Annotated in this window: 14 protein-coding genes; all 14 read right to left on the bottom strand. The window is 38.2% G+C overall.

Annotated features, from left to right (window positions below):
* Positions 1 to 99 precede the first annotated feature (99 nt).
* Entirely contained in the window at positions 100 to 573 is a 474-nt protein-coding gene (locus ACH9UM_RS01915; protein ID WP_400091790.1) for a hypothetical protein, read from the bottom strand.
* A gap of 343 nt (positions 574 to 916) precedes the next feature.
* Positions 917 to 1,753, bottom strand: coding sequence for a hypothetical protein (locus ACH9UM_RS01910; protein ID WP_055247021.1), 837 nt, complete (start codon positions 1,751 to 1,753; stop codon positions 917 to 919).
* A gap of 19 nt (positions 1,754 to 1,772) precedes the next feature.
* Positions 1,773 to 2,591 carry a metal-dependent transcriptional regulator gene (locus ACH9UM_RS01905; RefSeq protein ID WP_055247019.1) on the bottom strand — a complete coding sequence of 273 codons (819 nt, stop codon included), beginning with the start codon at positions 2,589 to 2,591 and terminating at the stop codon, positions 1,773 to 1,775.
* 1 nt (position 2,592) lies between these two features.
* The gene (locus tag ACH9UM_RS01900; RefSeq protein ID WP_015513346.1) at positions 2,593 to 3,072 is read right to left on the bottom strand and encodes a hypothetical protein; all 480 of its coding nucleotides are present in this window, start codon (positions 3,070 to 3,072) and stop codon (positions 2,593 to 2,595) included.
* 192 nt (positions 3,073 to 3,264) lie between these two features.
* The gene (gene srtB / locus ACH9UM_RS01895) at positions 3,265 to 4,077 is read right to left on the bottom strand and encodes a class B sortase (RefSeq protein ID WP_055247017.1); all 813 of its coding nucleotides are present in this window, start codon (positions 4,075 to 4,077) and stop codon (positions 3,265 to 3,267) included.
* A gap of 119 nt (positions 4,078 to 4,196) precedes the next feature.
* A complete protein-coding gene (locus tag ACH9UM_RS01890) occupies positions 4,197 to 4,562 on the bottom strand; it encodes an MmcQ/YjbR family DNA-binding protein (protein ID WP_015513345.1) in 366 nt (121 codons plus the stop codon).
* Positions 4,563 to 4,728: 166 nt separating this feature from the next.
* Positions 4,729 to 5,355: a hypothetical protein gene (locus ACH9UM_RS01885; protein ID WP_055247014.1), complete on the bottom strand. Its 627-nt coding sequence runs from the start codon at positions 5,353 to 5,355 to the stop codon at positions 4,729 to 4,731.
* A gap of 17 nt (positions 5,356 to 5,372) precedes the next feature.
* Positions 5,373 to 6,059 carry a hypothetical protein gene (locus ACH9UM_RS01880; RefSeq protein ID WP_015513344.1) on the bottom strand — a complete coding sequence of 229 codons (687 nt, stop codon included), beginning with the start codon at positions 6,057 to 6,059 and terminating at the stop codon, positions 5,373 to 5,375.
* A gap of 52 nt (positions 6,060 to 6,111) precedes the next feature.
* Positions 6,112 to 6,534, bottom strand: coding sequence for an Imm44 family immunity protein (locus ACH9UM_RS01875; protein ID WP_015513343.1), 423 nt, complete (start codon positions 6,532 to 6,534; stop codon positions 6,112 to 6,114).
* A gap of 76 nt (positions 6,535 to 6,610) precedes the next feature.
* Positions 6,611 to 12,904: an RHS repeat-associated core domain-containing protein gene (locus tag ACH9UM_RS01870; RefSeq protein ID WP_400092395.1), complete on the bottom strand. Its 6,294-nt coding sequence runs from the start codon at positions 12,902 to 12,904 to the stop codon at positions 6,611 to 6,613.
* A gap of 100 nt (positions 12,905 to 13,004) precedes the next feature.
* Entirely contained in the window at positions 13,005 to 14,279 is a 1,275-nt protein-coding gene (locus tag ACH9UM_RS01865) for a sensor histidine kinase (RefSeq protein ID WP_055215245.1), read from the bottom strand.
* The gene (locus ACH9UM_RS01860; protein WP_015513340.1) at positions 14,276 to 14,989 is read right to left on the bottom strand and encodes a LytTR family DNA-binding domain-containing protein; all 714 of its coding nucleotides are present in this window, start codon (positions 14,987 to 14,989) and stop codon (positions 14,276 to 14,278) included. The genes ACH9UM_RS01865 and ACH9UM_RS01860 overlap by 4 nt, the downstream gene beginning before the upstream one ends.
* 403 nt (positions 14,990 to 15,392) lie before the next feature.
* Positions 15,393 to 15,953, bottom strand: a complete 561-nt coding sequence (locus tag ACH9UM_RS01855; protein ID WP_006426967.1) for a hypothetical protein — start codon at positions 15,951 to 15,953, stop codon at positions 15,393 to 15,395.
* An 80-nt stretch (positions 15,954 to 16,033) separates the two neighbouring features.
* A complete protein-coding gene (locus tag ACH9UM_RS01850; protein ID WP_007884642.1) occupies positions 16,034 to 18,295 on the bottom strand; it encodes a glycoside hydrolase domain-containing protein in 2,262 nt (753 codons plus the stop codon).
* Between the last annotated feature and the right edge of the window lie 6 nt (positions 18,296 to 18,301).

The following is an 18,301-nucleotide window of genomic DNA, read 5'->3' as shown; positions in this document are numbered from 1 at the left end:
TTGCTAATTTATGGTTGACTTTTCATAGCTGGTCTCCGTATCAACAAGCTGCTGCACTTTTGGGTACAGCAGCTTGCTTTACATACATATTTACTTATTTTATTTTGCTGTGATGTCTGTAAGTTTCAAATATCCTGTTGCGTTCATCGGCATACTTCCAACGTATGTTGTGAATTTACCAGTAATTACACAGCCTTCATAAATTGTAGATGCATCTAAACCTGTGAATGTGAAGTAGTAATCTGTTACGCCATTAGTTGTAGTCTGTTTCGGAGTAACTGTTTTTCCATTAACTACCATTTTTCCTAAATGTCCAGTCAGACCTAAATATGTAATCTCATGAGTATGAACAACAAGTGTTGCCTCATCATCTGCAATCGTAATTTCTGCACGCATATCATTGAGTGCAGCATCTCCCATAGATGTTGTTGTATAAGCTGAGTTCTTATAAAGATTCTGCTTTGCTGTGTACTTACCATCTGCTAATGAATCTGCAGCAAACGCTGTAACTCCCATTGCCATTACCATTGTTGCTGCTAACAGTGTAGCAACTAATTTCTTGATCTTTCTCATAACTGTAATCCTCCTTTTCGTTTTTTGGCATTAGCTTTTTTGCTAATAATTTATTAGTTATGATACTTAGAGTTCCATGAGAATTATTCCGGTTACCCACGTCTAACTCCTTGTCCAAAAGATACCATAATTTGCCATCCAATGTCAACACCATTTTTTACAAGTTTGTTGCCTGAATTGCAACAAACGAGCCGTTATTTCCTTTGATTTTGTTGCTATTCAGACAACAATAGACGTAAAAGTGCCGTTATTGATAGTGTTTTATCAACAGCGACACTTTATTGAAATTTTTTCTTATTTTGTTACATGATATGCGTAAATGAGAATTTTTCTCACTTCTTATTTATACCCAGAAATATAACAGTGCAGTGCTTTCCGGCATGTGCATTGGTCCTACGCTGCAGGTAACGGTAACTGGTACAATTCCCATCGTGCCAATCCCCGTCCATCGGTGGATTCTGCACGCTTCCATCGGGATTTTCACTATATTATTCTCTATTCTTGCTTCTTCAAGGACTTCATTATGCTCATACTTCAATGTTTTCAGTTTTCCAGCCATCATTTCACCACTCACTCTGGAGTGTGCTGCCATCTCTTTCAGCTTTAATTCCAGATAGCTTTCTCCATTCTCCTGAACGATTTCGGCTATTTCTTCAAATCCTCTCATCGCCATAGAGTCTCTTCCCTGCCCCTGCTTTTTATTCATCCGGTAAAGTCGGAACACTACCGGATGCCTTTCACATTTCTGCAGATTGTGCTGTATCTCCTGATCCAGTTCATTCTCTTTTTTCTTGTATACTGATTTTTTCTCTGTATAGGCGTTAATCATCAGTTCCAGCATGTGGATGTCGATATTCTCCACCATAACATCCAGTGATTCCTCGATTTCTTCCGGTTTTGCACCGATTTCTTCCAGATATTTTTCAAGATTCTCATACAGCTTGGTATATCTTTCCAGCCATTCTTCTCCCACAGGAGTAAATTCCAGTGATTCTGTCAGAATTCCTCTTTCTATGCAGTTCTTAAAATAACGGTTCACCGTTGATCGGTTCACGCCATAATATTCTGCGATACTTCCCTGAGCTCCACGTTTCTTTTCTACTTTTGACAGACCTTGTAAATATTGCAGTTGTAGCATCGTAGGTCTGTTCTGTCTCTTTAGATGTTCACCTTTTTCCATTTTCCTGTTCCTCTCTTCGTCACCATACATGAATATTCAATTCCCGATAATCGATTGGCAATGGCTTCTGTTCAAAGCGTGTAATCGCAATGATTGCCACTGCTTCTGTAATCGGGATTCCTGTATTCGCAGTATAAGTACAGATGTCTGTCGGTAACTGATAAACACCTTTTTCTTCTTTCGCCTGTATCCATTCATCATCTCTTCTGTACCATACATAGCCGATGGATTCGTCTTTTTTTGTCTTGAGCAGGAAACAGTTCTGTGACTTTTTCACTCTTAATATGACAGAGTGTTCCAGTTTCCCGTACTCTGGTGCAAGGAACCTTGGATTGCGTCGTTCCGGTTCATACAGTCCGAATGCCATCGGGAACTCACCATCCTCATAAAAGGTATACAAGTCCATATCGTCATAAACTCTGTCGTATACGTCACCGTACTGCAGAAAGTTTTCAATTCCTTTTAACCCTTCCGGACTGATATAATGTTCCACTCTACAGGCATCTTCCTGCGCCCTCTGCTGATCCATTCCACTTACCATCTGAAAGAACTGTGTCAGTTTCTCATGGCGTGCAAGGCACTCCATACCTTCCAGTTTTCCCTTATCGCTCAGTTCCAGATGTCCGTTTTCCGGCTCACACAAAAATCCTTTTTTCACCAGACTCCGCACCAGGCCTGCCGCTTCATATCCGGTTATGTTCACTTCTCTGGCATACTCTTTCGATGTGATCTGTCTGCCCTGCCTCCATGTCCGGTAGACATATTCCAGAAGATCTTCTTCCAGTTCGCCTCTGGCTTTTGTCACATCAATATTTCTGTTTTCAATCTTCTTTACCATTTTACCTTTCCCACCTGTCTTTTTTATATATTTGTCCGCTACACGATATCCGGTATTTTCTGCAAAAGCCTTCCATCCAGTAAGCATATCGTTTTTTTCTTGGAGCCTTTCTTTTTCTCTGCGACACCCCCAGATTACAGGTGAAGTGTATTTCACCCAACCACTGCTGTTCGTACTCTATGTGAAATGCTGTGGCAGGGATTTTGATGATTTGATCATTTACTTCTGCCTTCTTCCAGATTCCATGCATGTTCTGATACCAGATTATTCTATCATCCTCATTTTCCGGATGCTCCGTTAGTTCCAACCAAATCTCCCAAGGCTCTATGTACAGCCAGCCATCCCGTTTAAACCGCATATCTTCGATAGCCGCTTTTCTCTCTTTTCCAATCTCTGTGGTGTAAAAGGAATACCACATCTGAAAAATCGTCCGCAGAATATCTTTTTGCAGGTATTCTTTTGCCACTTTCTTTGTTTCCATTACTTTTTTTCCTCTGTTTCTTATTTCCCGATTACGCTTTGGTTAGTTGGTTCAAACCATGTATTTTTAATTATATTGTCCTTTTTTCAGGTTTGTCAATGCATTTTCCGCTACAACATTATAATTCCATATAAAAATATCCAAAAATATGTTTTTATTTCTTTTTTCACATACTTTTGGATATTTTCATAGTTAATTTCCTGTTTCCTTTAATTTTGACTCATCCGTAGTCTGTGCGTCAACGCAGACTGCATGGATGGCAAGCCGCTTGCTGTATCCGTTCCCTGTACAGGTAGAAAGTGTCAGTATCTTGTTACTGGTCTGCGGCTTTACTCCTGTATCGACATCGGAATCTTTTATCATCTGATCGATAAATTTCTGATACTCTTCGCCAGGCTGGTATCCTACTTTATACACATCACCGCCATTGACCGCATCTTCATAAGAGAAGATTCGATAACGGTAGGCGGTTGTCTCAGAATATACAGTGAAGTATTGATTCTTTTTCCAGAATCCGTCATCCTTATATTTTTTCAGGCTCCCAAACATGCTTCCGTCATTCATATTGTGACCGTAGATGATGTTGTAATAATCCGAAAAATCAGATTTGTTAAGACCTTCCAAAAAGATACACCCTGCGATGTGGCTGTTGCCATACAAGTCGGTTCTCAGATATTTCTCATTGTCACCTGAATACAGAATTGGATAATTGATGCCAAGTTCGTCCTGATTATCAAACCGTATCCATCCGATAACATCTGGATTCTCGGCTTTCAGTTTGTCAAACTCTACTTTTACGTCTGTTGCCCACCAGTCTTTTTTCTTCTGCTTTCCATCATCTGGTTCGGACTCATCATTTACATACTCCTCGGCAAGTTTGTCATAATCTCTGGCGGATTTCCATCGGTCGATGTATGGGGGAAGGATATGCATAAGTGCTACCCCGATTAAAACCACTGCCAGAATGATCCATATCAGCCATCGGTATGAGCTTTTTTTCTTCATGTTGTCTCTCCCATTTTTCCTGTTAGTTCTCTCGAACCACTATCGTCATTATGGAATGTGTGGTCAGAATTGTCAATCTTTTTCTTCTGGCGTACTGTCTGTTGCCTGTCCGTCTGCCCCTATCTATCTGCTCCTGTCTCTCCATCTGTTTCTGCCTGTCCGTCTACGAGGTCGTAGCTCATATCGAGTAAATCCAGAACTTTTGAATCGCTGACAGAACCATCCAACGGAACTGCCAGCCAGTGCTTCTTGTCCATGTACTTTGCCGGAGCAAGGTGATACATTTCGATGTAGTTGCCTATCATGTCCGGCTCTGCCTGAACTTCCATGAAAGTTGTTCTTTCAGCTGGTTGGTAAAAGATGGCATAAGGTGCGGCGGTTCTTGGGTTTTTGAAGATGGTGACGAGGTATCCGGATTTGTTGATGGTGTCTGGATGGGTGGGGTATTGCTTTTGGATGTATGTGAATATTTCTTGTTGGTTCATGTGGGATCCCTTCTTTTTCTCATAATGAATGGATGACCTCTGCCATCCATTATCATTTATTATAACTTTTCTGATTCGCTTATTACAATAGCTTTTTAACAAGTCTCTGTTTTTGAAACAAAAGAAAGCTACCAGTTTTTTTCCTCTGATAGCTTTCCATTCATTCTTATTCTGTTGGAAACATCGCTGTTTCCAGCTTACTCATCTCTGTATCCGAAAGACCATACTTTCCTGAATTATCTTTTTCCACTGATACTTTTACAGTAACAGTTTTTCCATAACTGTTCTTTTCAAGACTCTTCTGGACACTTTCTGTTAATACAGCTGCAAAGACTTCTGGATCATTTCCATCCAATCCCTGCTTTATTTTTTCATTGCTTACCTCTGTAGAGCTTTGTTGCAATGTCTGAAATACATTGGATGGTTCAACTTGTACACTTACTGTATAGACTCCATCCTCTTCTTTCACATCCTGTACTTTGTATTTTGCCAGTTTCTTTACTTCTGCCAGTTTTTCCGCATAATCAGCAATTCCTTTGTCCGTAATGTTATCAGAATCATCAAATTGCTGTTGGATGCTCTCATTAAAATCCTCTTCGATTTCTTTCTTGGCATCTTTTTCCGAGATTTCTAACAGATTCGCATAGTCCTTATATTCTCCATGATAGTATGCATCAAGAGAACTTTGGACGTAGGATTTGGCATCGAAGTCTGGTTGTTTGGAGCAAGCTGATAACAATATACATACTATAATTCCTATACTTATGCACAAAACACAATTCTTCTTTTGCATATTCTCTCCTTCGTTTTTTATTGAACGGCTAAAAGTAATTGATTATATTGATTTAATAAAATATCATCATCAAACTGAATTTTTCCGTTTTGCACATTCCACATATTTTTATTTTCTGAAAGAAATTCCAAAACATTTTGCTGGGATTGAATCAAATTCACTATATCGTCAATATTTTTTTTAATATCATCAACCGAACTTTCTTCTCCCACCATTTCTTTATATAAATCAATATAATACGAATCATCAACATTCTTTAAATAAGACATAACCGTATCGTCTTTTGACAATATTATCATCGTCTCTTTTGAAGCACTGAGTTTATCTTGTGTATTTTTTAAAATTTTCCTTGTTTTTACAAAATCGGGACCATCATTCTGATAATTTTCTGCAGTAAGCGCATTTGGTATTACTTCATCATTTAAAGCCTCTGAAATTGTTAGCATCGTATTTAAATTATCTGCCATATAGTTTTTTATGGCTTTCTCAATTTTGGCATAATCTCCTGTAGTTACTGTAGCTTTTAATTTTTTGCTTATTTTGTCTACATCTATTTGTTCAAAATCTACCATTTCTTTTTGAATTTCATCAATTTCTTTTCGAAGACTTTTCTCCTGCTGTAAATCTTTTATCACAAAAAATGTTATTGTAGCTACTATAACCAGAACCACAACTACAATTACTATTATAATTTTTCGTCTCATATTTTCGAGGCATTGTAATTATTAACAATGCCTCTCACCTCCACTGACTAATTTATACTTTTAAATTTGATTCTATCGGAAGATTTATCAGCTTGCAATATTGAAATATATCCTCACAAAACTGTTTATAATCTATTTTTGCTTTTCGAGATATCGTTTTTATGGATGCTAATATATTTTTTACTATCATAATCTGTTTATCCGTTATATCAGCTTTTAAGTATTCATCATAATCAATCCAGAGACTAACCGATGCAAAACCATATTTTATATCACACTTCTTTTCTTGTTTAAAAAGGCCCTGTTCTATAATATCTTTAGGTGCTATAATTGGTGTTATACCAACTATATCTACAAGATCACTGTACTGCTTATTTTCAACATGTTTTGATATACCTCTGCACATGCTGTAGATTTCATCGATAACCCCATATTGTTTTGTAAAATATGATGGCGAATTAATATTCAATTCCATTTCTTATAACCTCCTTCTATATTCATTACCAACTACCTAAACAATTTCATTAATTAAACTTTTATTTATTATTTCATCACCATCCCTTACTTTTTAATAATGGTGGAAATTCTCCATACTTTGATTCATAATATTTGTTCATATCATATTGCCACATATGAATATCTCGCTTACTTCCACTTTCTATAACTTTCATCACCGCATTATTTTCATTTAGATACTTTTGAGAATATCTTTTTTCAGGATTCAATGTTTCACCAAATTTTAATATTTCATTAGTATCTTTATCCACTAATGCATATCCATAATTTGTTCTTGTATCTTCCAAAGAGTTTCCATGATTATGACTAGCACTTGTTTTCTTAGATGGTATGCCAACCTCTTCATTTGATGCAAACTGTCCATTTTTCCTATGCCATCTACCATTATTATCTTTATAGTATCCCGATGTTGCTTCAGCATTATTTTCAGCGGTATTCGTAGTAGCTGTTTTTACATTATTTCCTTGTTTTGATGCTGTAGTCGACTTAGTAGTATTATTCCCCGCAGCCACTGACTCAATATTATTGTCCGATATAGAAGCGGAATTATTTCTTGCGGTAACCTTTGAAGCGGAAGATTGATCTGTTTGTGTTAATAAAGGTGCTTCATTTTCACTTGTATAATCCAGTTTTTTTGTAGCCATTTCAGTGATATGCCCCGGCTTAGTTGAACTAGATTTTCCTTTTACCAAGTCCTTCACTGCACTAAGTGCTTTACCGGCGCCATAAGTAAGACCACCCAAAACACCTCCAGATATTGCTCCTGTTAATCCGCCTGTTAAGGTATCTTTTGCAACTTGCTTCAAACTATTTCCTGACAATCCAGAACTTATTGCTCCATAAGAAGCACCACCAATTGCACCTGCTACAGCTCCTGAAACCATCGCAGTTCCTAATCCACCCATTGCTGGCAATGCTGCCAGAACTGCTCCAGTTGCTAAACCGCCTGTTGCCGCAACCACAACACCGGACACTACCATTGCTGTTACACCAATCGCTACATTTTTCCAGTTTACTTTGCCCAACTGATCTGTAATACGATTCGTTGTGGTACACATGTGGCGTACTACTTCAGAACGAATTTCTGATGTTCGTTCTGAAACATAGGATTTAAAAGATGTATAAGTTTTTCCAATTTTCTGAACACCATTACTTACCGAACAGACAAAACTGCTACCTCTTGATACAACTTTTCGGTATGAATTCGTCACGCTACTCCGCACAGATTGATATGTCTTTTTTGGATGTGTAACCGCATTTTTTACAGTTTTTGCTGCACCCTTTACTGCATTAACAATAGTTTTTGCCGCTTTCTTAGCTGTATTTACTACTGTTTTGACTACCTTTTTTGCAGTATTAACGATTTTCTTGCCGACACTCTTGACTGCTTTTGCTGCTTTTTTAGCTGTACTCTTAATCCTGCTCCATAATGAATGTCCTGTTGGATCACTGTAATTCAACGGATTATTGGTCGTATAGTCATAGCGATTTCTGGTTAATGGATTTTCTGTCGTTCCAAGGTCACTATCTTCAGTTGTAAAGGTTCCGTTCTCTGCGTCATAGTATCTTGCCCGCAGATACTGAAGTCCTGTTTTTACATTTGTGGACTCCCCGTTGTAGCCATAATAATTGACTCCATCTGCGGTTCCTGATGTAAGGTTTCCGTATGGATCATACTGATAGCTGTTCGTCAGATTAGCTGTTTCGGTCAGGATTCCGGTCACGCTGTTTCTTCCGTCATATAAATAATAACTGCTTTCTTTCGATTTATCAACGCTTACCCGTTCTCCGATTCCACTTTCTCCATAAGTATAAGCCTGACGTACTTTCTCGTCTGATCCATACTCTGCAAGGACTTCTGTATTTTCACGATTGATATCGTTGATATACTCTGTCAGTGTATAACCTTTAGCATTTGAACCACCTTTTACCAGAGATGCAAGCTGTTCTTTCGGACTGTCACCATCTTCTGTACGCTGGTTCTCCGGGATCAGGACTTCATCGCCATAGCAGTCTTCCCATTTATAGGTGTTATCCAGTTCGAATACCCGGTTGTTATCTCCATCATACATGGCTGCCATCAGGACTGTTCCACCCTGTTTTACGACTGCCAGTCGATTCTCAGCTGTGTATTCATAAGTGACCGGATCTGCACTGTTTGTCTTATCACATTCCTGGATCAGATTGCCATCTTTATCATAGCTGTAGGTTGTTCCCGGATCGCCCCAGATTTTTGCATTCGTGCGTTTGATGAGCTGGTTGGAATCGTTGTACTTGTAGTTATATTTTGCTTTGCTGACACCATCTTCGATCTTCTCGTAAGAGGTCCGGTTTCCAATCTTGTCATAAGTATAATTATGGACTGTCTTTTTACCGCCCTCTGCTTTTTCTGTACAGCGCGTCAGTTCCCAGTTGTCATCGTATTCATAGGTACGAGTCGTCTGGATCTCTTTTTCCTGATGCTCACAGTCTGCTTTGTCTGTCTCTTTCTGTGTGTCGCCCCAGTTGTACCAGTCTTCCCAGCTTGGTGCCTTTCTTGTTCCGGCTTCCAGTTCGGTCGCTGTCTCGCTGACTACATATCCCTGATCATTGTACTTGTACTCATAAGTGCTGATTACCTTGCCGCAGGAACCACAGGTATTCACAATCTTTGTGATATGATCTTCTGCATCGTAAGATACTTCCGTCTTTGTTCCATTGCTTCTAATGACTTCTGTCACACGATTCAGTGCATCATGCTTGTAGGTGGTTACTTTTCCATTACGGTCTGTCAGTTTTACCAGATTATCATTTAAGTCATATTCATAGCTGACCTTTGTACCATCCGGGTATACGATTGCCTGCAGATTATCTGCATCATCATAGACGTAGCTGACATCTTTTTTCGAACCGCTTGTTACTTTTGTGATTCTTCCGAGCGCATCGTATTCGTAACTGCTCTTACCAGTCTGATCCTTCATGGATACCCGTTCCCCGGCGCTGTTATATGCGTAGGTCACGTCCTTTTCGGATTTCTCGCCTTTTGCGTCCTGATATGATTTCTCCAACAGGTCATTCAGTTTGTCGTAATCATACGTGGTTTTCTTGCCGCTTGCCTGTGTATGTCCGGTCAGTCTGCCTTTTTCATCATAGTCGAATTTCTCTGTTCTTCCTGCCGGATCTTTGATGGATGTCAGGTTGCCTTCCAAATCATAAGTATAATTCGTTGTCTTATTTGCTGCATTGGTGAAGGTCACCAGGTTATCCATGTTGTCGTAACCGTAAGTTGTTACACCGCCAAGGGCATCGGTTACTTTTGTCAGATTGTCATTCTTGTCATATTCCAGATGGCTCTTTAATCCGGTCTTATCTGTAACAACCTGAATATTACCATGTGCATCGTAATCAAATCCCGTTGTGAATCCACGCTTGTCTGTAATAGAAGTTACCCTGCTGTCCTTATCATAGGTATAGGATTCCTTCTGCCCCAGTGCATCGGTCTCTTCTGTTACACGGTTGTCTTTATCGTAGACTGTCTTTGCAACATAGCCCATCGGGTCTGTTACAGATGTAACATTATAATTCTTATCATATCCATAGCTGGTCTTTCTTCCACCCGGTTTGGTGATCTCAGTAATATTTCCTGCCGGGTCGTAAGTATAAGCAGTTATCTTACCAAGCGGATCAGCTGCAGAAGTCATCTGGCCTGCCATGTCATAACTGTAGGTATTGCTCCGTCCAAGTGGATCTGTCTCCTTCACCAGATTGCCATACTTATCATAAGAAAAGCTGGTTGTTCCATCCAGTGCATTGGTAGAAGACTTCATGTTATGGAGCTTATCGTAAGTATAAGTGGTGGTACTCTTTAAGCTGTCGCTTTCTTTTACCACATTGTCCACTTTATCATAAGAGAAATTTTTAGTATAACCCAGTGGACTGGTCATACTCTTCAGACGTCCGGCTTTATCATAACTGTAGGTATACTCTCCGCCATTCGCCTGTGTCATCTTTGTGACATTGTCATTCAGGTCAACACTGTACTGTGTCTCATTTCCCTTTGCATCCGTTACAGAAATGACATTGCCATGCTTGTCGTAATCATATTTGGTAACTGCTCCCTTTGGAGAAATCTGTTCTGTCAGATTACTTAAGCTGTCATATTTGTATTCCGTAATAAGTCCCATCGGATCTTTCGATTTGGTAAGATTACCAATGGCATCATAGCGGTATTCATTGGTTTCTTTTAATGGAGATGTCTCTCCAATTTTGCGGTCCAGTTCATCATACTGGTAGGTTGTCGTATTTCCATTTCCATCGGTCTGGGATACGAGATTATCGTTTTTATCGTAAGCATATTTGGTGACTGTACCGTTTTCATCCGCCGCTTCCGTCACATTATCATTTCCGTCATATTTAAAGGTACTAGATGCTCCGAGAGGATTTGTCTGGGAGATCACCCGGTCTTTCTTATCATATGCGTACTGGTAAGTGGCTTCGTCTTCTTCTGTCATAGATAACTGGTTGCCAACTTTATCGTAAGTAAAGGTGGTTCTATGTCCTTCTGCATCCGTTACCGCTGTAATACGGTCCATAACATCATACCCATAAGATGTGGTACTTCCGTCTGCTTCAGTAAGTTTCAGGAGTCTGCCATACTGATCGTACTGATAGGTTGCTGTCCGGCCGAGTTCATCGGTCTGTGTCAGTACATTTCCGGCACCATCATAAGTATAATCCATACTGTTTCCACCATTGTCGGAGGAATGGATCAGGTTGCCTGCTCCGTCATATTGATAGGTAATTACGAGTCCCTGTGCATCCGTACATTTTACAAGCTGTCCGATGGCATCGTACTCCATCAGCACCTTGTCCCCTGTCGGCAGTATTATGGATGTGTTATTTCCCTCTTTATCATACACATAACTATACGCATTGCCGAGGGCATCTGTCATCTTTGTGCTGTTGCCCTGTGAATCGTATTCGTAAGTGGTCTTTCCTTTCAGGGCATCCACCGTCTGTTCCAGATTGTCGGTGGAATCATATTTCATTGCTGTAATGTTGCCCTTTGCATCGCTTACCGATGTCATGTTTCCATTACCATCGTAAGTCATGGTACTGGTATTTCCATTTTCATCGGTAGAGGATACCAGATTTCCATTTAAGTCATACTTCATGGATACGGTATATCCAAGGGCATCTTTGGATGTAGTCAGATTTCCTGCCTTGTCGTAAGCATAAGTATCTGTTCTTCCCTCTTCATCGGTAGAAGATACCAGATTTCCTGCTTTATCATAAGTATATGTGGTAGTTCCACCTTCTGGGTTGGTTTCACTTAAGCGGTTTCCTGTATTATCGTAGGTATAAGTCCAGGTTCTTCCACTGTCATCTGATTTTGATACCAGATTGTCTGCCGCATCATAAGTATAAGTGGTAACTGCACCTAATTCATCTGTCTCTTTAGCGAGTCTTCCGCAGTTATCATATTCCTTGGAATGGCTGCTTCCATCTCCATAAGTAATCTTGGTTTCATTTCCTAATGCGTCATATTCATATTTGGTTATATTACCAACTGCATCTTTGGACTGAAGCACCTGTCCAAGAGAATCAAACTTGGATACGGTTGCATTTCCATTTCCATCGGTATATTTTTTCAGATTTCCTGCTTTGTCATATTCATAGAGCTTTGTTCCAAAATCTTTATTACTCTCTTCTATGACACGTCCCATGCTGTCATACTTATAAGTAATTGTATTTCCTTTTGCATCGGTTGCTTTGACCTGCTGATAATTCTTATCATAAACGTAGCTGATCTGATTTCCTTTCGGATCTGTACCACTGGTCATGTTGTACATCTTATCATAAGTATAAGTGGTGGTATTCCCCAGTGCGTCAGTACTTGCTGTAATATTTCCCACACCATCCAGCGTATAAGCGGTCACACCGCCATCGGCTGCTGTCTTGGAAGTCAGATTGCCATTCGCATCGTAACTGTTCGAGGTTACATTTCCAAGTGGATCTGTCATGGTAACTGCACGATTCATCGCGTCATACGTGAATCCCCATGCTGCTCCATTTCCATCCACATATCCGGTCATGTTCGGTCCGTCATACGAATACGTTGTTGTGACACCTCTGCCGTCTGTCTGGGATACCATACGATGTTTGTCATCGTAAGTATAGGTAATGGCTGTTCCATCCGGTTTTGTAGATGTGACCATATTTCCATTACCGTCATAACTGTAAGTAACCGTTGCTCCGTTATATCCAGTTGCACTGGTCAGCTTATTCTGCTCATTATAAGTATAAGAGGCTGTCTTTCCATCCTCTCTTGTCTCCGTTGCTACATTAATCTAAAAAATCACAAAATTTTCATAAATGGTAAAAATGCCCCTTGAGGTGGCAAAAATAGACGAAATCGGTCGAAAAAAATAGTAAGACACCATCGCCTTACTATTTTTCATCTAATTTCATATATAATAATATTTTCACTTGAAAGGATTTCTCCGTATGGCAGATCTCCATCTGACCATGATATTTTTCTACTACGAGTTTCACATTTTGTAATCCTATTCCATGTCCTTCTTTCCTGCTTTTCGTTGTCAGATAAATTCCATTCCGCACTTTTGGTGTATCTTTTATGCTATTCTCAATCTGGATATTCATGATTCCTTTTCCATAATACATCTGAAACGATAATCTCCTTTCATCTGAAGCTGCTGTCCCACGAATAGCATTATCCATAAGATTTCCCACTATTATACTTATATCAAATAATTCTTCCCCTATATGATTCGGTATTTCTACAGAAATCTCCGGATTTTCAATTACTGATTTCGAATCTTCCAAAATATAATTCAGCAGATTATTCATATTACGGTTTTCTGTATATAAATGATGACATAAGGCTGTTCCGGCTATATTCTCCATTTGTTTCAGATACGATAGAATCTCTTCATTTCCTCCCGTTTTTGCCATTGCCCCTATTGTTGTAAGATGGTGCTTGTAATCATGATGTATCTTATTCAGCCTGTCCTGTGATTTCATCATCATCTCCAGTTCTTTTGCATACTGGCTCATCTGAATTTTCATCTCTTCCTGTTTTGCTGTTTCAATATAACTTTTCTGAACCTCATCGTGCAGATAGAAAATAAACACATTGATAAACAGTAAGAATAATACAATCGTAGACCGCACACCTCTTCTGTCTGGCAGCAATATCCTGATACAGACTATAATGCTGATCACCGGGACAGAAAGCATAGCAAGCCAATGACGGTTCTTTATATAATAACTTCTCTTTACACCTACTTTTCTTTCAATAATGACTTCCAGTAAAAAGAATATAAAATTTCCCATTACAATAGTTCCCGGTCCCATGTGATGATGCACCGGATTTCTTGCTACCGCATACCGTTGAAAGAACACGATTGGAATCCCATCACATAAAATTCCCATAATATATACCATAAGTGTATTCCAGACATGATGTTGCCAGTCTGCCTGATATGCCACTGTTATAATTAACAGAGCTATCAGCTCAAAGATCAGATCTCCGTACATCGTTCCCCACTGCATGCTTCCCCAGCATGAAAGCAGATATGCACAAAAATATGCAAATAGCTTTTGTGTATCCTCATTTTTTGGATACAGGATGGTATTGTAACGGAACACAGTATAAATCCAGAATAATTTACTTGTCAGATAAGTGATCAAATGGATATTCATAATCTTTTCTTCTCCGTTTGTAATAGTCTTTCCCTGACCTTCTTGCGATTTGCTTTACTGATACTGAGACGTGTCTTGTCTTTCATAACCACGTTGTCATATTCGTAATGCTCCACGTGTTCCATATTGATGAGATAGGACTTGTGAATCAGTAAGAAATATTCTTCTGTTACATCCGCTACATCCTTTAATTTTCCTCGATATTCATATTCTTTTTCCGATGTCACGATATGTACTCTTTTTCCCAGACTATAAAAATACAGGATCTTGTCATAAGAAATCTTGTGGATTCCTTTTGTATCCGTATATTCAAATATTTTCTTCCGTTCTTTTAACAGTTCCCGTAATTCACCTATCACCCGGAAAAGTTCTTCCTCTCGGATTGGCTTTACAAGAAAATCAAATGGATGAATACGGAATAATTTCATAGCATATTCCTGATATGTTGAAATATAGGTAATCCGCAGTTCTTTTCCATAATTTTTCTTTCGTATCTCCGTTCCGATATCAATTCCATTCTCATGTTCCAGACAAATATCAAGGAATAACATATCGTAGGATTCTTCTTCCAGCCTGTTAAGAAGCTGCTCCGCAGAATAGTATATTTCTATAGATATCTGACAGTCATTCGCTTTCCCATAATGGAGCAGCTTCTGTTCTAACCAATTACATAGGATGATGTCATCATCACAGATTGCAAGTTCTAGCATATTTTCTTACCCTCAGTCTTTCGTAACACGACAAATGGGGAAAAGAATCCCCTTCAATTCTTTTCCCGAATGGACATCACTAATTTTGTGTCATTTTTCCGATGCAACAGCACCACTTCCTTTGCTGTCTTATTTTGTCCTCTATATAATAAACACTTGAACAAGAAAAAACTGTCGCCATTTTATAATTTATTTATATTTTTTATGTTTTATTTATATTTTATCCAAATATTACAGCGATAACTAATAATGTCACCCCCTGCATTATTCTTTTTATTTTTAGCGTCATTTGATAAAACATCAACGTTTTTGATGGCAAAAAGGGAACCTGCAAAACCAGATTCCCTTTAAAATACATGCTCTTCTCTAAAAGGATGATAAATCCACCATCCTCTGCTTATTTTTAAAAACTTTTTCCTTTTTTACAATACTTATAAATATTAAATGGTTTTTCTTTTTTTTCAAATAAAATCCCTGTTGTTTTAATAATTTTTATAAGTTCATCCGACTCCATATCTGTCGTTTTAAATATAAATATTTTCTTTTCATTTGTTATGAAAAAAAAGAAGTTTTTATATAAGAACATTCTATCAATATTTTTAAATTCATAAATTTGATCTTCATCTATTTTAATTGCGTTTTCATCGATATCCACCGTTTCATATCCTGATCTACCCCAGACAAATTCATGAACATTTTTTTCAAAATTTTTACCAATCATTTGATACCAAATAATCCAAGCCACACAAGCCACACAAGTTCCAATCCCTATTCCAAACATCAAATAACTTTCCGACAGATAACAATTAATCGACAGTAAAAATTCTACAGGTGTAAAAATATAGATAATCATTCTACTTTTCTGTCTTGTTTTAAATAATTGATTAGGAATTATAAACCCAAGCGAAAGCATTCTTTCTAATTCTTCCCTATCCTCATCTGACACAATTGATTTAATATGCATTCTTCTTAATCCCCCTTTTGCCAGAGGTCCTCTTTATAAAATCGAACCTCTGGCCATTGTCTCTTTTATTCTTTTACAATTTACAGCGCTTGAATCAACAAACCAAAAACAGTACCTGCTCCAGCTGAAAATAAAGCAATAATTGACGGAATTGCATTTACAACTAATGCACCCGCAAGAACTAATATTACGGCTCCTGCCAGTATATTACTATGCTCTTTTGTGAATTCTACAACATTAAATTCAAGACCACTATTAGAATTTAATGTCATTGTAAAAATCAAAGCAACCGATATTGTCCACTCTTTTTCCTCTTCTGGCAGCAAATCTGATGTACTAAATACAATGGAAAACTCTACACTATTGGCAAAAACATTATTTATTTCAAAAGCAATATTACCAGATTTAACCGATAAAGCAATTTTTTCTATCGTATTTCCAAAGTTATCTGCTCCCTCTATACCTGTATCTGATAAATTTGATGAAATCTCCATAATTTGATTTTTGCAAGTTTGTGTCAATTCTCCATCATTTCCTATATCCACTTTTATATTATAAATTTTACCAGTTGAACTTTCAAGCGATGTGGATATTTTAGTAGAAATATCAATTGCTCCTTGAGGACTCATCATTGTTCCCAGTGAAATTTCCTTATCATACTCCACACCCACATCCATAATTTTATTCAGATAACCAAGCGGCTCCATTACATTATAGACATATTGATTTCGTGCTATTTTTACCTTTGCCCGAAGATTTTCTTGCGCTATTTCCTCATCTGTTTTTGTCGATACGGCATCGAACTTTTTAAATCCAGTATCTCTCCCTGAATATGCATCTTTATCCAGTGGGAACGAAGGTGATGAAGAAAATGAGTTCAACTCACAAAATTGATCAAATGCCCAGTTCTTCGGCATCGAATATCCCAAATTACAGCTAAATCCAGTTGACATATCTGCCACAAATGATTTACTTGCCAATCCTGCTTCATAAACTTTAGTACATACATATCTTGGTGCATAAATGCCGACTTTATAATTTTTATCATTTGTCGAACTGAAAAAGATCATGTGAATCTGTTCAAAATAAGGTATAATAAATGTATCAATCTGATATGAATAACAATCAAAATCCACTGCAAAGTATATAGTCGTTCCACTTGGTATACCGATTCTCTCGGCTGCTAAAATTGCTGTCTGTGCATCAACACTTCCCTGGGACGGATCCTTAAAATAGTTTAATTCATATCCTCCATCCTGATATATCGGGAATACCGATAATCCTGCATTTTCAATGTTTTTCACTTCTGTTGATGTCAAATATTTCGGTGTATGTTCTTTTCCAACAGAACCTGTCAGATAACGTCCTACATGAGTATACCCTGCATTTTTTATATCTAATGCCTGTTGTTTATTTAATACTGTTGCACAGTCACACGCTTTTGCTGCCCTGTTTGTATCGCCTTTACTCGTAAGCAATGATTTCATAGTAGAAACATTTACTTTTCCTTTTGTTACAAGTCCAATTCCTGTCAGACCATAAAACTCCTGAAATTCTGACACCTTTGACTCTGTAGTCGAATCAAACACGCCATCGAATCTTCCCGGATTATATCCGTTAAAATATAGTCCGTATTGAGCAATCTTATTAAATGGAACATATTTCGTCGAGTTCTGTCCGTTCTGTAATGTACCCGGAAACGCATTTGTTGTTGCATCGCCAAAATTAACTGAATTCAAATCTGTAATTAATTCAGTTGTAACTCCTTCAGCCGCCTGCAATGCACCAACTAAAGACAAAATTGTCTGTCTTGAGGCAATTCCATCACAAGGTCCAACACCAATAACATCTGACCAGTCACTATTTAATTGCTGTTGAATAAGAACAATATTGGAATCCCCACCAGAAACCTTTGTAAACCAGTTTAGGGATAACAATCCAGACCAAACTTTCCAATCAATTTTGCCCGTAACTTCCAGTCCTGCATTTTCCTGCATCTTTTTAACTGCATTTACTCCTGATGTATAATAAATTCCAGTAATTCCTCCAGCAGCATATCCTTTGCAAAACAGAGCACACTGAATCAAGCATACATTAACCTGCGGAGTATCATTCGGATCCATTTTTGTAATAATGGCTAACTTCTTCATGGTATTAATAGTAAGTGGTCCAACCGTTCCTGTAATCGTTGAGATTCCATTCTGAATCTGAAATGCACGAATGATTCCCTGCATCACGGCTGTTCCGGTCTTTCCATCTTCATCCAGTTTTACCCAATCCTTATGTCCACCAAACATCGCATTTAAATATTTTTGTGCTGCTTTTACATTCTGATCACTCATATTCAC

The sequence above is a fragment of the Mediterraneibacter torques genome, assembly GCF_044591705.1.
Classification (GTDB): domain Bacteria; phylum Bacillota; class Clostridia; order Lachnospirales; family Lachnospiraceae; genus Mediterraneibacter; species Mediterraneibacter torques.
This window is presented reverse-complemented; position numbering and strand designations above follow the sequence as displayed.

What these genes read in the sequence shown, in the direction of transcription:
- ACH9UM_RS01900 (WP_015513346.1), bottom strand. Translation starts at nt 3,072, where the DNA reads ATGGAAACAAAGAAAGTGGCAAAAGAATACCTGCAAAAAGATATTCTG.
- ACH9UM_RS01850 (WP_007884642.1), bottom strand. Translation starts at nt 18,295, where the DNA reads ATGAGTGATCAGAATGTAAAAGCAGCACAAAAATATTTAAATGCGATG.
- ACH9UM_RS01910 (WP_055247021.1), bottom strand. Translation starts at nt 1,753, where the DNA reads ATGGAAAAAGGTGAACATCTAAAGAGACAGAACAGACCTACGATGCTA.
- srtB (WP_055247017.1), bottom strand. Translation starts at nt 4,077, where the DNA reads ATGAAGAAAAAAAGCTCATACCGATGGCTGATATGGATCATTCTGGCA.
- ACH9UM_RS01915 (WP_400091790.1), bottom strand. Translation starts at nt 573, where the DNA reads ATGAGAAAGATCAAGAAATTAGTTGCTACACTGTTAGCAGCAACAATG.
- ACH9UM_RS01885 (WP_055247014.1), bottom strand. Translation starts at nt 5,355, where the DNA reads ATGCAAAAGAAGAATTGTGTTTTGTGCATAAGTATAGGAATTATAGTA.
- ACH9UM_RS01855 (WP_006426967.1), bottom strand. Translation starts at nt 15,953, where the DNA reads ATGCATATTAAATCAATTGTGTCAGATGAGGATAGGGAAGAATTAGAA.
- ACH9UM_RS01880 (WP_015513344.1), bottom strand. Translation starts at nt 6,059, where the DNA reads ATGAGACGAAAAATTATAATAGTAATTGTAGTTGTGGTTCTGGTTATA.
- ACH9UM_RS01875 (WP_015513343.1), bottom strand. Translation starts at nt 6,534, where the DNA reads ATGGAATTGAATATTAATTCGCCATCATATTTTACAAAACAATATGGG.
- ACH9UM_RS01890 (WP_015513345.1), bottom strand. Translation starts at nt 4,562, where the DNA reads ATGAACCAACAAGAAATATTCACATACATCCAAAAGCAATACCCCACC.
- ACH9UM_RS01860 (WP_015513340.1), bottom strand. Translation starts at nt 14,989, where the DNA reads ATGCTAGAACTTGCAATCTGTGATGATGACATCATCCTATGTAATTGG.
- ACH9UM_RS01905 (WP_055247019.1), bottom strand. Translation starts at nt 2,591, where the DNA reads ATGGTAAAGAAGATTGAAAACAGAAATATTGATGTGACAAAAGCCAGA.
- ACH9UM_RS01865 (WP_055215245.1), bottom strand. Translation starts at nt 14,279, where the DNA reads ATGAATATCCATTTGATCACTTATCTGACAAGTAAATTATTCTGGATT.